Source organism: Actinoplanes subtropicus (assembly GCF_000721705.1).
Lineage (GTDB): Bacteria > Actinomycetota > Actinomycetes > Mycobacteriales > Micromonosporaceae > Actinoplanes > Actinoplanes subtropicus.
Genome location: NZ_JOJL01000001.1, coordinates 259,082 through 272,726 on the forward strand (window position 1 = coordinate 259,082; position 13,645 = coordinate 272,726).

The 13,645-nt window shown below is 71.4% G+C and carries 12 protein-coding genes; 4 read left to right on the forward strand and 8 right to left on the reverse strand.

What is annotated here, in order from left to right; all coding sequences use genetic code 11:
- Positions 1-135 precede the first annotated feature (135 nt).
- The 3 genes from IH26_RS0101225 to IH26_RS0101235 all read right to left on the reverse strand — a co-directional run bounded on the left by IH26_RS0101225 (position 136) and on the right by IH26_RS0101235 (position 4,149).
- Positions 136-2,313, reverse strand: coding sequence for an ArnT family glycosyltransferase (locus IH26_RS0101225; RefSeq protein WP_030434196.1), 2,178 nt, complete (start codon positions 2,311-2,313; stop codon positions 136-138).
- A gap of 74 nt (positions 2,314-2,387) precedes the next feature.
- Positions 2,388-3,236 carry a class II fructose-bisphosphate aldolase gene (locus IH26_RS0101230; protein ID WP_030434197.1) on the reverse strand — a complete coding sequence of 283 codons (849 nt, stop codon included), beginning with the start codon at positions 3,234-3,236 and terminating at the stop codon, positions 2,388-2,390.
- Positions 3,217-4,149 (reverse strand): 1-phosphofructokinase family hexose kinase, encoded by a 933-nt coding sequence (locus IH26_RS0101235; RefSeq protein ID WP_030434198.1) that lies wholly within the window; start codon positions 4,147-4,149, stop codon positions 3,217-3,219. The genes IH26_RS0101230 and IH26_RS0101235 overlap by 20 nt, the downstream gene beginning before the upstream one ends.
- Before the next feature lie 192 nt (positions 4,150-4,341).
- On the opposite strand from IH26_RS0101235, the gene IH26_RS0101240 reads away from it, so the two are divergent.
- The gene (locus IH26_RS0101240; protein ID WP_245664863.1) at positions 4,342-5,247 is read left to right on the forward strand and encodes a carbohydrate kinase family protein; all 906 of its coding nucleotides are present in this window, start codon (positions 4,342-4,344) and stop codon (positions 5,245-5,247) included.
- A gap of 24 nt (positions 5,248-5,271) precedes the next feature.
- Here the strand turns inward: IH26_RS0101240 and IH26_RS0101245 are convergent, their stop codons facing one another.
- From IH26_RS0101245 to melA, 5 genes are all read right to left on the reverse strand, one after another.
- Complete coding sequence (locus IH26_RS0101245; RefSeq protein WP_030434200.1) at positions 5,272-6,099, reverse strand: carbohydrate ABC transporter permease; 828 nt, start codon at positions 6,097-6,099, stop codon at positions 5,272-5,274.
- On the reverse strand, positions 6,099-7,043 hold the full coding sequence (locus IH26_RS0101250; protein ID WP_030434201.1) for a carbohydrate ABC transporter permease: 945 nt from the start codon (positions 7,041-7,043) through the stop codon (positions 6,099-6,101). The genes IH26_RS0101245 and IH26_RS0101250 overlap by 1 nt, the downstream gene beginning before the upstream one ends.
- A complete protein-coding gene (locus tag IH26_RS0101255; RefSeq protein ID WP_030434202.1) occupies positions 7,043-8,365 on the reverse strand; it encodes an ABC transporter substrate-binding protein in 1,323 nt (440 codons plus the stop codon). Before IH26_RS0101255 ends, IH26_RS0101250 begins: the two co-directional genes overlap by 1 nt.
- A 31-nt stretch (positions 8,366-8,396) precedes the next feature.
- Positions 8,397-9,278, reverse strand: a complete 882-nt coding sequence (locus tag IH26_RS0101260; protein ID WP_030434203.1) for an SIS domain-containing protein — start codon at positions 9,276-9,278, stop codon at positions 8,397-8,399.
- Positions 9,279-9,360: 82 nt separating this feature from the next.
- A complete protein-coding gene (gene melA / locus IH26_RS0101265; protein ID WP_030434204.1) occupies positions 9,361-10,653 on the reverse strand; it encodes an alpha-glucosidase/alpha-galactosidase in 1,293 nt (430 codons plus the stop codon).
- A 107-nt stretch (positions 10,654-10,760) separates the two neighbouring features.
- On the opposite strand from melA, the gene IH26_RS0101270 reads away from it, so the two are divergent.
- The 3 genes from IH26_RS0101270 to IH26_RS0101280 are packed head-to-tail and all read left to right on the forward strand — an operon-like array spanning position 10,761 to position 13,323.
- Positions 10,761-11,546: a DeoR/GlpR family DNA-binding transcription regulator gene (locus IH26_RS0101270; RefSeq protein WP_030434205.1), complete on the forward strand. Its 786-nt coding sequence runs from the start codon at positions 10,761-10,763 to the stop codon at positions 11,544-11,546.
- 11 nt (positions 11,547-11,557) lie between these two features.
- Positions 11,558-12,661 carry a sensor histidine kinase gene (locus tag IH26_RS0101275; RefSeq protein WP_030434206.1) on the forward strand — a complete coding sequence of 368 codons (1,104 nt, stop codon included), beginning with the start codon at positions 11,558-11,560 and terminating at the stop codon, positions 12,659-12,661.
- A complete protein-coding gene (locus tag IH26_RS0101280; protein WP_030434207.1) occupies positions 12,658-13,323 on the forward strand; it encodes a response regulator in 666 nt (221 codons plus the stop codon). The genes IH26_RS0101275 and IH26_RS0101280 overlap by 4 nt, the downstream gene beginning before the upstream one ends.
- Positions 13,324-13,645 lie beyond the last annotated feature (322 nt).

The window sequence follows — 13,645 nt, forward strand, 5'->3', positions numbered from 1 at the left end:
CCAACGCCGTCGTGGCTTACGCCCCGACTGCGGCCGCCGGGCTGTAACCGGCCCAAGACCTCCCTCCAAGAACCGGACCCGCCGCGCGAAAACGGCCGCCGGTCACGTGGATCGGCGGCCGTTCCGGACCGTGCGTCAGCCGGTGGTCTTCGGCTTGGTCAGGTCGTAGATCGTGCTGCCGCCGACCGTGGTCGCGGTGAAGTTCTGCTCGACCCACGAGCTGATCGATCCGCCGCCGCGGCCGAAGCCGCCGCCTCCACCACCGCCACCGATGTAGTAGTGGACCTCGCCGGCCTTCACGTACGCCTGGAACTCGGCGAGCGTGGGGGACGGGTCGCTACCGGTGAAGCCGCCGATCGCCATGACCGGGCGGCCACTCGACAGCTGCAGCGGCGCCGCCTGCATCGAGCCGTTCGTGGCCGCCGCCCAGCGGCCGGTGGTCGCCTTCAGCAGCGCCACCACCTCGGAGTTGGCCTGGCCGCCCCCGAAACCGCCGCCGCCACCCATCCGGCCGCCGGGGAAGCCCCCGCCGCCGTTCTGCCCAGTCCCGCCGCCCTGACTGGTCCCGCTGTTCGGCCCGTTCTGCCCGGTCTGGCCCGTGCCGCCGTTCGGCTCGGCCGGTCCGGTCTGGCCCGTGCCGCCGTTCTGTCCGGTCCCGCCGTTCTGGCTTCCGGTGGTGCCGCCCGGGAGGTTGCCGCCGCCCGGGAAGCCGCCGCCGGGGAACCCGCCCCCGTTGTTGCCGCGATCGCGGAAGCCCCCGCCGGGGAATCCGCCCGGGCCGCCGCCGAACCCGCCGGTCGACACCCCGGCCGGTCCGGACGTCGGGATGGATCCGTTGTGCGGCGTCCCCGCCGTCCCGACGCCCCACGCCGCGCCGGCCGCCCCGGTGGTCACCACCGCGAGCGCTGCCACCGCCACCACGCCGGCCCGGCGCAGCAGCGACCCCGGCACCAGCAGCGCCGCCGCCGCGATCAGGCCGCCGACCAGCACGAACCACCGCAGCGCCGGCGCCCACGACACCCGGCCGAGCAGCTCGTGGTCCCACCACGCGGTGACCGCGACCATCGCCGCCAGCCCCACCCGGGCCAGGAGGTGCGACCGCCATCTCCACAGCACCGTCGCCCCGATCCCGACCAGCGCGGCGATCCCCGGCGCCAGCGCGACCGAGTAGTACGGGTGCGCGATCCCGCTCATGTAGCTGAAGGTCAACGCGGTGACCACGGTCCAGGCACCCCAGAGGATGGCCGCGGCCCGCGTGCGGTCGGTGCGCGGCGCCCGCGCCGTACCCACGAGAAGGGCGACCAGGGCGACCAGCGCGGCCGGCAGCAGCCAGGAGATCTCGAGCCCGAACGAGTCGCCGAACATCCGGGTGATGCCGGTCGTGCCGCCGAACATGCCGCCACCGCCACCACCCCCGCCACCGCCGCCGGGGCCGCCGCCGTTGCCGCCCGGGTTGCCGCTGCCGCCGAAGATCCGGCCGAGACCGTTGTAGCCGATCGCCAGCTCCCAGAGCGTGTTGTTCGTCGAGCCCGCGATGTACGGCCGCGACGACGCCGGCCACAGCGACACGAGCAGCACGAACCAGCCGCCCGACACGACCAGCGCGGCCCCCGCGATCAGCAGGTCACGCATCCGCCGCCAGAGCCCGATCGGCGCCGCCACCAGGTAGACCAGCGCGAACCCGGGCAGCACCAGGAACGCCTGCATCATCTTGGTGAGGAAGCCGAAGCCCAGCAGCACGCCACAGAGCGCGAGCCACTTCCACGAGCCCTTCTCGACCGCCCGGACCGTCGCGTACGCCGCCGCCGTCATCAACAGCACCAGCAGCGCGTCCGGGTTGTCGAACCGGAACATCAGCACCGCCACCGGCGTGACCGCCAGGGTGGCCCCGGCGAGCAGCCCGGCCACCGGCCCGAACCACCGGCGCACGGCCGCATACAGCAGCGCGACGCTGGCCACGCCCATCAGCGCCTGCGGAGCCAGCAGCGCCCAGCTGTTCACCCCGAACAGCCGCATGGACAAGCCCATCACCCACATCGCCGCGGGCGGCTTGTCGACCGTGATGGCGTTGCCGGCGTCGAGCGAGGCGAACAGCAACGCCTTCCACGACTGGGAGCCGGCCTGCGCCGAGGCGGCATAGAACTCGTTGGCCCACCCGGAGGCGGACAGGTTCCACAGGTAGAGCACCGCGGTCGCGGCCAGCAGCACCCAGTACGCGGGGCGGGCCCACGCCGGATCGCCGAGCCAGGAGCGACGCCGGGGCGCGGCGGAGGGTGAGTCCAGCGCCGAGGCAGGGTCGAGCGTCAACGTCATGCGGCAACTGTGGCGAAAAGTGCTACGCGGACTCTAAGGAGAACCTGTGCGCAGGCTGTAGATCTTTCTTGAGGTTACGCGGGGATTACACCCGATTTGAGGATCCGTAACGCGGCCGTCACGGTCTCCGCCATCGCCGTCCGGGCCGACGCCAGATACCGCCGTGGATCGACCAGATCGGGCTGGTCGCCGAGCGCCGAGCGGACCGTCCCGGTGAACGCCGTGTTCAGGGCCGTGCCAATGTTGATCTTCGCCATCCCGCCGCGTACCGCCTCGCTCAGCTCCTCGTCCGGCACCCCCGACGACCCGTGCAACACCAGCGGCACCGGCACCGCGGCGGCGAGCCGGGCGATCAGGTCGTGGTCGAGCCGCGCGCTGCGGGTGGTCATCGCGTGCGCCGAGCCGACCGCGACGGCCAGCGCGTCCACCCCGGTCGCGGCCACGTAGGCGGCCGCCTCGTCCGGATCGGTGCGCGTCCCCTTCGCGTGCGCCCCGCCCTTGCCGCCGATCTCGCCCAGCTCGCTCTCCACCCACAGCCCCGCCGCCCGGCACCGGCGCACGGCGGCGGCGGTGGCGGCCACGTTCTCGGCATACGGCAGGCGGGACGCGTCATACATGACCGACCCGAACCCGTTCGCCGCCGCCTGGCCCAGCAACTCGTCCGACTCCACGTGGTCGAGATGTAGCCCGACCGGCACCGCCGCCCCCTCCGCGAGGCTGCGCGCGGCGGCCGCGATCGGCGCGAGCCGACCGTGGTGGAAACGCACCGCGTTCTCGCTGACCTGCAGGATCACCGGCAGCCCGGCCTCCTCGGCCCCGGCCACGATCGCCTCGGCGTGCTCGATCGTGATGACGTTGAAGGCGCCGACCGCGCCCCGCGCGGCATGCGCGGCGCAGACCAGATCACCGGTGGGCGCGAGCATGGTTTCCTCCTGCGGGGGTGACGGTGGGCCGGGTCTGCCGGTAGATGCCGGGGTCGAAGGCGCCTGCCTCGGGCGCGGCCACCGCTGCCGCCGAGAGCGCGACGGCGTCGGGCAGAAGGTCGGGCCAGGGCGTGCGGTCGCGCAGGCCCCGGGCCAGGGCGGCGACGCAGGCATCGCCGGCGCCGGTCGGGTTCCCCTCGATGGGCACCGGCGGCGCGCACTCCCACACCTCGTCGCCGGCGATGGCGATGAGCCCGGCCGGCCCCCGGGAGACGACGACCGGCCCGGCGGCGACGGCGCGGACCGCGTCGGCCAGCCCCTGCGGGCCGGGTTGCCGGGAGAGCACGCCGGTCAGCTCGTCGATGTTCGGCTTGGCCAGTGACGGGGTGGCGCGCAGGCCGGCGAGCAGGGCCGGGCCGCTGGTGTCGAGCAGGGTCGGGACGTTCGCCGCGGAGGCGAGGGCGATCAATGACGCGTACGCGTCAATCGGGACGCCTGGCGGAAGGGAACCGCTCAGGGTGACCACCGTGGCCGGGCCCAGCAGCTCGCGGAACTCGGCGACGAAGAGCGACCACTCGCCCGGCGTCACCGTCGGCCCGGGCTCCCAGAAGCCGGTGGCATCGGCTCCGTCGACCACCGCAACCGTGCGCCGGGTCTCGCCCACCATCCGCACGAAGCTGGAGCGCACCCCCTCGGCGGTGAGCAGAGACGCGACGCGATCGCCGGTGGGGCCGCCGAGCAGGCCGGTGGCGAGGACCGGCTCGCCCAGGGCGTGCAGGACGCGCGCGACGTTGAGGCCCTTGCCGCCGGGGCGTTCGGCGACCGCGGCGACCCGGTGCGTGCCGTGCGGCACCAGGGCGTCGACGGCGTAGGTGAGGTCGAGGGCCGGATTCAGGGTGACGGTGACGATCATGCCGGGGCTCCGAAAGGGATCTGCCCCGCCTCGGGCCGGCCTCCGGCCCTGGCGAACCGGACTGCCGGGCTGGATACCGGCTGGGCTCGATCGCGTCGATGTCGATTGGATCTGATCGAACGCGCACGTGTCAATAGCCGATCATGCGCGTATGGTGCTCTCGGATTGTTCATATGGACAGTGGAGGCGGCGGTGGCCGAGTTCGACGTTCTGGTGATCGGGGACGCCAATCCCGACCTACTGCTGCGCGGCGACGTGCGCCCGCGGTTCGGGCAGGCCGAGCAGCTGCTGACCGCGGCCGAGCTGGTGCTGGGCGGCTCGGCGGGGATCACGGCGGCTGGGTGCGCGCGGCTCGGGCTGCGGACGGCGCTGTTCGCGGCGGTGGGCGACGACGTGTTCGGCCGGGTCGTACGGGACGAACTGAAGCGGCGGGAGGTCACGCTGCTGGCCGCCGACGGCCGGGGCGCGCCGACCGGGATAAGCGTCATTTTGTCCGAAAAGGACGACCGGGGGATCCTGACGCTGCCCGGCACGATCCCGGCGCTGCGGCCGGACGACGTCACCGACGTGTTGCTGCGGCGCGCCGGGCACCTACACGTCTCGTCGCTGTATCTCCAGCCGGCCCTGGCCGCCGGACTTGCCGGAATTTTCGCCCGAGCCCGCGAAATCGGGCTGACCACCTCGCTCGACACGAACTGGGATCCGGCCGAGAAGTGGGAGTCGATCGACGAGATCCTGGCGCACACCGACGTCTTCCTCCCCAACGCGAACGAGCTACGAGCGATTACCGAGAGGGACAAAACGGACGAGGCCGCGGCCGAACTGGTCAAACAGGGCACGACGGTCGTGATGAAGAACGGCGCGGAGGGCGCGCGGGCCTGGTGGCCGGGCGGCACCTGCGCGGCGCCCGGCCGGACGGTGGAGGTCGTGGACACCACCGGCGCCGGGGACAGCTTCAACGCCGGCTTCCTCGCCGCCCGGCTCGGCGGCCGCCCGATGGCGGAGGCGATCCGCTGGGCCGCGATCGCCGGCTCGCTGAGCACCCGGGCCGCCGGCGGCACGGCGGCTCAGGCCACGCTGGACGACATCAGCCTTTGACGCCCGGTCACCCTTTGCTCCCGATCAGCCTTTGATGCCCGTGAAGGTCATCGTCGCGATGAACTTCTTCTGGGCGAACAGGAACGCGAGGATCAGCGGCATGGTGGCCAGCACGTTGCCGGCCATCAGCTGCGACCACTCGGTCCGCCGCATGCCCTGGAAGTTCGCCAGCCCCACCTGCAGCGTGAACTTCGTGTCGTCCGAGATCGCCACCAGCGGCCACAGCAGGTCGTTCCAGCTCCACAGCAGCGTGATGATGGCGAGCGTGGTCAGCGCCGGCTTGGCCAGCGGCAGGACGATGCTGCGGAACGTACGCCACCGCCCGCACCCGTCGATCAGCGCCGCCTCCTCGAGCTCGACCGGCAGCCCGAGGAAGAACTGCCGCATCAGGAAGATGCCGAACGCCGACGCCAGCCACGGCACGAACGCCGCCGCGAGCGTGTCCACTATCCCGATCCGGGCGAACATCAGGTAGGTCGGGATCATCAGCAGCTGGATCGGGATCATCACGGTCGCCAGGATCAGCACGAACGCGAGCCCGCGGCCGGCGAACTTGAGCCGGGCGAACCCGTACCCGGCCATCGAGCAGAGCACGAGGTGCGCGACGACCGCGATGCCCGAGACGATCACCGTGTTGAGGAACCAGCGCAGCGCCTTGGTCTCGGCGAACAGGTGCCGGTAGCCCTCCAGGTGGAGGCTGGTCGGGATCAGCCGGGGCGGGAACTGGTTGATCTCGGCGCTGCTCATGAACGAGGTGAGCACCATCTGCACGAGCGGCAGCACGAAGATCAGCGCCAGCGGCATGAGGAGCAGGTGCCAGGGGCTGAACGGGAGCCGCCAGGAACGACGCATCAGAACACCTCCGAGCCGCGCCGGCGCCCGTACAGGATCACGCCGAGGCTGAGGATCATCGTGGCGATGAACAGGAAGTAGGCGGCCGCCGCCCCGTACCCCAATCTCTGGGTCTGGAAGGCCAGCTCGTAGATGTAGTAGACGATCGTCTGCGTGCTGTTCAGCGGCCCGCCGCGGGTGGTCGTGTAGACCAGGTCGAACAGCTGCATCGCGGTGATCGTCTGCCAGACCGCCACGAAGACCGTGACCGGCCGCAGCTCGGGCAGCGTGACGTGGCGGAACACCTTCCACTTCGAGGCGCCGTCCATGGTCGCCGCCTCGACCAACTCGCGCGGGATGTCCTGCAGCGCGGCCAGGTAGATCACCGTGGTGAAGCCGACCTCGCCCCAGAGCAGGATCAGGCAGATGATGTAGAGCGCCTGGTGCCGGCTCTCCAGGAACTGCTGCTGCGGCAGGCCGAGGTGGCGCAGGATGTCGTTGGCCGCGCCGAACTGCGGGTTGAAGACGAAGCCGGCCAGGATGCCGGTGGCCGCGGCCGACGCCACGTAGGGCACGAAGATGCACGTGCGGTAGAAGCCGATCAGCCGGATCCGCTGGTTGAGCGCGACCGCGATGAGAATGCCGAGGGCGATCGAGCCGGGCACGAAGATCGCCGTGAGGATCAGCGTGTGCTGGGTCGCCGCGATCATGTCCGGGTCCTGGACCAGCTGCTGGTAGTTGCGCCAGCCCACCGGCACGCCCGGGGAGATGCCGTTCCACTTGGCCCGGGAGATGAAGAACGCCCAGACCGCCGGGAAGATCGACAGCCCGACCACGATCACGGTGGCCGGTCCGACGAAGGCCCAGCCGGTGAGGCTCCGCCGCACAGCGCGGCCGCGGGGGCCGCGCTGTGCGGAGACGGGCTTCGCGTGGGTACGCGGGGTGACCGCGAACGTGGTCGCCATCAGTTGCCCACGGCGGTGGCCGACTTCTTCGCCGCCTCGTCCAGCGCGGCCTTGGGCTGCGCCTGCCCCTGCAGCACCTTGGCGATTGCGTCGCCGACGTTGTGCGACAGCTCGTCGTAGCCGGGCAGCGTGGGCCGGGCCTGCTTGGCGTTGGCCAGGTTGTCGAAGAACTTCTGGCCGCCCGGGTACTCCTTGACGTAGGTGGCGAACTCGGGCGTGTCCTTCTCACTCGTACGCAGGGGAAGGTTGCCCACCGCGAGGTTCCACTTCGGATCGATCTCGGTGCTGGTCAGCCACTTCACGAAGTCGCGGGAGGCGCCGGCCCGGTTCACGTCGTCGTGGTTGAACAGCACCCACAGGTCCGGCCCGGAGACGGTCTGGTGGTCGCCGTTGTAGCCGGGCAGGTCGACCACGCCGTAGTCCAGCTTGGCGGCCTTGATGTCCAGCAGGGACCACGGCCCGGAGAGCATCATCGCGATGTGCCCGCTGTTGAAGAGCGGGCCGTACTTCTCGTCGGTCTGGTCGAGGTACATCGACTTGTCGTCGACCGCCATCTGGCGCAGCGTCTCGAGCGCGGCCACCCCGGCGTCCGAGTTGAAGGCCGGCTTCGTGCCGTCCAGGATCTTGCCGCCGTGCTGCCAGAGCATCGGCCACAGGTGCCAGGTGGTGTCCTCGCTGCCGGATACCGAGTAGGCCGTCCCGTACGTCTTGGTCGCGGTGTTGGTCAGTTTCTTGGCGGCGGCCCGGAAGTCGTCCCAGGACCAACTATCCGTCGGATAGGCCTGCCCGGCCTGGTCGAAGAGCTTCTTGTTGTAGATCAGCGCGAGGTTGTCGACCAGCGCCGGGATCCCGATGACCTTGCCGTTCGCCGTCGCCACCTCGCGAGCGGCGGCCGGGATCTCGGTCCATTTGAAGGACGGATCATTGACGTACGAGGTGAGGTCCTGCGTCTTGCCACTGGCGCCGAGATCACCGGCCCAGTTGCCGTAGGCGTACGAGATGTCGGGGTAGCTGCCGCCGGTGAAGCCCGCCGACAGCTTGGTGATCAGGTCGTCGGTGGTCGGCGCCCCGGACGAGACCTTGATGGTCACGTTCGGGTGTGCGGTGTGGTACTCGGCGGCCAACTGCTCGGCCACCTTCTCCTGCTCGTCGGGCTGGCCGGTCCACCAGGTGATCTCGACGTTCGCCTTCGGGTCGTAGCCCGCGGCGGCGTCCTTGCCGCTTTCGGTCGTCCCGCCCATGCAGGCGGAGAGCGTGAGTGCGGCGCCGAGGCCGCCCGCTATCAGCCGGAACACCCGGCGTCGCCGAAGGTTGTCAGTCATCAGGGGCACCTCGATGTTCGTCTGGGTGGGCTCAGGAGGCGAGGACGACGGATCGGGTGAGCAGTCGGGGCTGGTCGGGGTCGAGACCGCGGTGGGCGGCCGACGCCAGCGCGAAACGTTGGGCGAGCACTAGCTGAGCAAGCGGATCCAGTTCATCGCGGTACGCCGTGGCGCCGGCCGACCGGGCCACGTCGTCCAGGTCCGGGTCGGTGTCGCCGAGCGACCAGACCAGCGAGCGCGGCCCGCAGACCGCGACCGGGCCGTGCCGGAAGTCCTTGGCCGGGTACGACTCGGAGTAGGCCTGGGCCGCTTCGCGCACCTTCAGCGCGGCCTCGTTGGCCAGTCCGTAGGTCCAGCCGGTGCCGAGGTAGACGAGGTGGTCGATGTCGGCCGGGTCGGCCGGCAGGTCCGCTTCCAACGCCCGCCGGCCGTCCTTGACCACGGCCGCGATGTCGTGTCCGAAGGCGTGCCGGGCCAGCGCCAGCACCGTCGTCGGGAAACGGGTCTGCACCACGCTGCGCTCGTCGGCGAAGTCCAGCACGAGCCGCGTGTCGGTCAGGTCGTCGACCGGCTCGCCGCGCACCGCGGTGATCGCGACCGTGCGGGTCGCGGCCGGGACCCGCCGCAGCGCCTCGAGCACCTCGGTGGAGGTGCCCGAGCGGGTGACCGCGACGATCCGGTCGTAATGCCGGCGGGGGCGGAACTCCGAGGCGCAGACCGCGTCGGTCTCCCCGAAGCCGGCCTCCTCCCGGAGCTCGGCGATGGCCTGCGCGACGAACCAGCTGGTGCCGCAGCCGAGCACGAGCATCCGCTCGCCGGGAGCGATCAGCTCGTGCTGCGCCTGGTCGGTCAGGGCCAGGCTCTGCAGCCAGACGTCCGGCTGGCTGGCAATCTCGGCCGCGGTGTCATTCATGTCCGAGGATTATGCTCGTTTGTGATCGATCCACAAGATGTGCGCATCAAACGAACAATCCAGAGTGTGCGTTCTATCTTGTCTACCTGAGGCTGTCGGGCATCAAGTCCCCGTGCGCGGCGGTGAGTTCGTCGCACAGCTCCCAGATCTGGTCCACGGTCAGCGTCGCGGCCGTGTTCGGGTCGACCATCGCGGCCTGCCGGACCATCCGCTTGTCCCCGGTGAGCGCCGCCTGCACGGTCAACTGGCCGACGCTGACGAAGCTCCGGTTCAGCGCCGCACACTGGGTGGGCAGCGCACCGACCCGCTCCGGGCGGACGCCGAGCCGGTCGACGACGGCCGGCACCTCGACGGCGTAGCCCTCGGGGAGGTTGCTGATCAGGCCGTGGTTGGGGACGTTCGCGTGGATCCGCCGCATCGTGCCGGTGACGATGCTGTGGATGACCTGCGGCGCGTACTCGGTGGCCGCTCGGGTCAGATCGAGGGGCTCGCCCCGTTGGAGGGAAGCGCGCGTTTTCTCGTATTCCGCCACATTGTCGGCGCTGATCTGGAGGTAGTCCCCGACCGGGATGCGCAGCCGGGCGATCTCCTCGTCGTGGTGCAGGTACCAGGGGAGGTACTCGGAGGAGTGCTCGCTGGTCTCGGTGGGGAAGTAGCCCAGCCGCCGGTACATGTCCATCCGGACGCGCCGGCGCAGCTCGGGGTCCTTCTCCAGCAGCGCGTCCAGCCGGGGGTAGAGCGACTCGCCGTGGTGCTCGAAGCGGAGCAGCCAGGCCTGATGGTTGACGCCCGCGCCGAGATAGTCGATCTCGCCCAGCGGTACGTCCAGCAGCTCGGCGAGGTCGTGCACGGTCCAGAATACGGAATGGCAGAGGCCGACGGCCTTGAGGCTTGGCGCCCTTTTTGCCAGGTATGCGATGTTCATGGCCATGGGGTTCGTGTAGTTGAGAAGCCAAGCCTCCGGGCAGACCTCCTGCATATCTCGCGCTATGCCATCCAATACCGGAAATGTCCGAAGAGCGCGGAAGACGCCACCGACGCCGAGTGTGTCGGCGATCGTCTGACGCAGGCCGTACTTGGCCGGGATCTCGAAGTCGCGCACGGTCGCCGGATACATCCCGACCTGGATCGAGTTGATCACGAAGTCGGCGCCCTCGAGCGAGGTCCGCCGGTCGAGGCTGGTCCTTATCGCCGGCTTGCACCCGAGCTGGTCGGCGGTGCGACGGGCGATCGCCGACGCCGTCTCCAGCCGCTCGGGGTCGATGTCGTGCAGGGACAGGGTGACGTCGCGCAACTCGTCGAAGGAGAGGATGTCGGCCAGCAGTTCGCGGGTGAACACCACGCTGCCGGCGCCCAGGAAGGCGATCACGGTCATGGGCGGATTCTTGGCGTGCTCGCCAACAACGCGCAATACCAACTGGTGTATCGCTTGAAAACGAACTACATTGACTGCTCGTTTGATCATTGCCGGAAGAGGGGCCCATGAGCTCACTGCGCCGGGCCGACCGGGTGTCGGCCATCCTCGAGCGGGTCGCCAGCCACGGCTCGGTCGACGCCGGCCACCTCGCCGACGAGTTCGCCGTCTCGCCCGCCACCATCCGCCGCGACCTGCAGGTACTCGAAGATCAACGGCTGCTTTCCCGTACGCATGGGGGCGCGGTCGCCGTCGACGTCGCCTACGAGCTGCCGGTCCGCTACCGGGTCGGCCAGCACCGCGAGGAGAAGGCGCTGGTCGCCAAGACCGTCTTCGACCTGCTGCCCAAGGGCCCGCTCACCCTGGGCCTGACCGGCGGCACCACCACACACCTGCTGGCCCGGCTGCTCGCCGAGCGGGTCGACCTGACCGTGGTCACCAACGCGCTGAACATCGCGGCCGAGCTGGCCCTGCGCCCCCGCCTCAAGCTGATCATGACCGGCGGCGTCTCCCGCACCCAGTCGTACGAGCTGGTCGGCCCGATCGCCGACCAGGCGCTGCAGGGCCTCAACATGGCGGTCGCGGTGGTCGGCGTCGACGGCATCAGCGCCCGCGGCGGCCTCACCACGCACGACGAGATCGAGGCGAACACCAACGCCACCATGATCCGCCGCGCCGACCGGGTGATCGTGGTGGCCGACGGCTCCAAGCTGGGCAAGGTCTGCCTCGCCGGGATCTGCCCGGTCACCGACGTGTCGGCGCTGGTCACCGACGCGAGCGCCGACCCGGCCGCGGTCGAGGCGATCCGCCGCACCGGCACCGAGGTGATCGTGGCCGGGGTGCGCGCCGGGTAGCGTGAGCCGTCATGGGGGACGGCTACTCGGCTCGCCTGCCGGCGCGATGGCGCGTGCTGCTCGTCCTCGGCTCGGTCGCGGCGTCGGCGCCGATCGTCGTCTACGGCTCGGCGGCGTCCGCGCCGGTCGCGGTCCGCGGTTCGGCGCCGATCCTGGCGGCCGGGCTGATCCTGGCGCAGGGCGTGGTCCTGTGGTGGCTCGGCGACCGGCCGGCCCCGGTGACGGTCGCGGTCTTGTTGATCAGCGCCGGGTTGCAGGCGCTCCATCCGGGCTTCGGGCCGGGGATCGCCTTCGTGGTGCTGTGCACGTATGCCTGGTTGCGCCCGGCCGGCGAGACGCTCTGGGTGGTGGGGTTCGCCGTGCTCACCGCGTGCCTCCCGGCGGCGGCCCGGGGCCGCTGGGATCTCGCCGGGCTCTGGCTGGGCGCGGTGCTGCTGGCCTGGAGCTGGGGCGCGCTGGCCCGGGCGCGCGGCGCGCGGCGGGTGGCCGAGCGGCGGCAGGCGGTGCTCGAGGAGCGCGCCCGGATCGCCCGCGACCTGCACGACGTCCTCTCGCACACGGTCTCGGTGATGGTGGTGCAGGCGGCCGCCGCCGACGACGTCTGGGAGTCGAACCCGGCCCAGGCCCGGGCGGCCGTGCGGCGCACCGAGGAGGCGGGCCGGCAGGCGCTCGCCGAGCTCCGCGGGTTTCTGCGGACCGTGCGCGAGGAGGCGGAGGACGACGCGGCGCCACAGCCGACCCTGGACGACGTGCCACGGCTCGCCGGCACGATGGGCGACTCCGGGCTGCGGGTGACGCTGCGGCGGGAGGGCACCGGCGAGGTGCCGCTGGGCGTGCAGGCCGGGGCGTACCGGATAGTCCAGGAGGCGCTGACCAACACGCTGCGGCACGCCCGTGCCTCGGCAGCCGAGGTGTTGCTGCGGATCGACGAGTCGGAGTTGTGTGTGCGGGTGCGCGACGACGGGACGGGCGGCGGGTCCGTTCGCGAGGGCGGGCACGGGCTGCTCGGCATGCGCGAGCGCGCCGGGCTGCTCGGCGGCACGCTGGCGGCCGGGCCGCGCGCGGGTGGCGGGTTCGAGGTGGAGGCCCGCCTTCCCCTACGGGAGCGGCCGTGACCATCAAGGTGCTGATCGCCGACGACCAGGCGCTCGTCCGGTCCGGGTTCCGGATGATTCTCGAGTCCCGGGACGACCTGGCGGTGGTCGGCGAGGCGGGCGACGGCGAGCAGGCGATCCGGCTGGCCGAGCAGACCCGGCCGGACGTGGTGCTGATGGACGTGCGGATGCCCGGCGTGGACGGGGTGGCCGCGACCGCCCGGCTCACCGCCGCGCCGGACGCCCCGAAGGTGATCATCCTGACCACGTACGACCTGGAGGAGCCGCTCTATGCGGCGCTGCGGGCCGGGGCGAGCGGCTTCCTGCTCAAGGACGTGCGCCCGGCCGACCTGGTCGAGGCGATCCGGGTGGTGGCCGGCGGGGACGCGCTGCTCGGCCCGACCGCGACCCGCCGGCTGCTCGACCGGTTCCTGGTCACCGACGTGACGCCGGCCGCGCCCGCGGGCAGCCTCGACCGGCTCACCGAGCGGGAGCGCGAGGTGCTGACGCTGATGGCCCGGGGCGCGTCGAACGCCGAGATCGCCGGCCGGCTGGTGGTCTCCGAGACGACGGTGAAGACGCACGTGTCGGCGATCCTGCGCAAGCTCGAGGTGCGCGACCGGGTGCAGGCCGTCGTCCTCGCGTACGACCTCGGGGTGGTCCGGCCCCGGCCCTCCTCCTGAGCCCGACGCTCCTCCTCAGGTAGGAGGCCGAATATCGGACCGTGGTCCGACGTAATGATCTTGCCCGATCCCTAACGTCTTCGGCATGACCACGTCACTGCCGCAGCAGAGGGCGATTCGCCTGGTCGTCGGCCTGCTCGTCGCGAGCGTCGTCGCCGGCGTCTCGTTCGCGGTCCTCACGCTCGTCACGCACGCCGCCACCCTGGGGCCCAACCAGATCCTGGTCTTCCTGGTCGCGATTCTGTATGTCTGGGTGATCCGTCGGCTGCGGGCCGGCTCGTCCACGGCGTATCGCCGGGTGCGGTTCGTCTCGGCGGCCGGG

Excerpts from the sequence above, each read along its gene's own strand:
- IH26_RS0101225 (WP_030434196.1), bottom strand. The coding sequence starts at position 2,313 with ATGACGTTGACGCTCGACCCTGCCTCGGCGCTGGACTCACCCTCCGCC.
- IH26_RS0101230 (WP_030434197.1), bottom strand. The coding sequence starts at position 3,236 with ATGCTCGCGCCCACCGGTGATCTGGTCTGCGCCGCGCATGCCGCGCGG.
- IH26_RS0101235 (WP_030434198.1), bottom strand. The coding sequence starts at position 4,149 with ATGATCGTCACCGTCACCCTGAATCCGGCCCTCGACCTCACCTACGCC.
- IH26_RS0101245 (WP_030434200.1), bottom strand. The coding sequence starts at position 6,099 with ATGCGTCGTTCCTGGCGGCTCCCGTTCAGCCCCTGGCACCTGCTCCTC.
- IH26_RS0101250 (WP_030434201.1), bottom strand. The coding sequence starts at position 7,043 with ATGGCGACCACGTTCGCGGTCACCCCGCGTACCCACGCGAAGCCCGTC.
- IH26_RS0101255 (WP_030434202.1), bottom strand. The coding sequence starts at position 8,365 with ATGACTGACAACCTTCGGCGACGCCGGGTGTTCCGGCTGATAGCGGGC.
- IH26_RS0101260 (WP_030434203.1), bottom strand. The coding sequence starts at position 9,278 with ATGAATGACACCGCGGCCGAGATTGCCAGCCAGCCGGACGTCTGGCTG.
- melA (WP_030434204.1), bottom strand. The coding sequence starts at position 10,653 with ATGACCGTGATCGCCTTCCTGGGCGCCGGCAGCGTGGTGTTCACCCGC.
- IH26_RS0101270 (WP_030434205.1), top strand. The coding sequence starts at position 10,761 with ATGAGCTCACTGCGCCGGGCCGACCGGGTGTCGGCCATCCTCGAGCGG.
- IH26_RS0101275 (WP_030434206.1), top strand. The coding sequence starts at position 11,558 with ATGGGGGACGGCTACTCGGCTCGCCTGCCGGCGCGATGGCGCGTGCTG.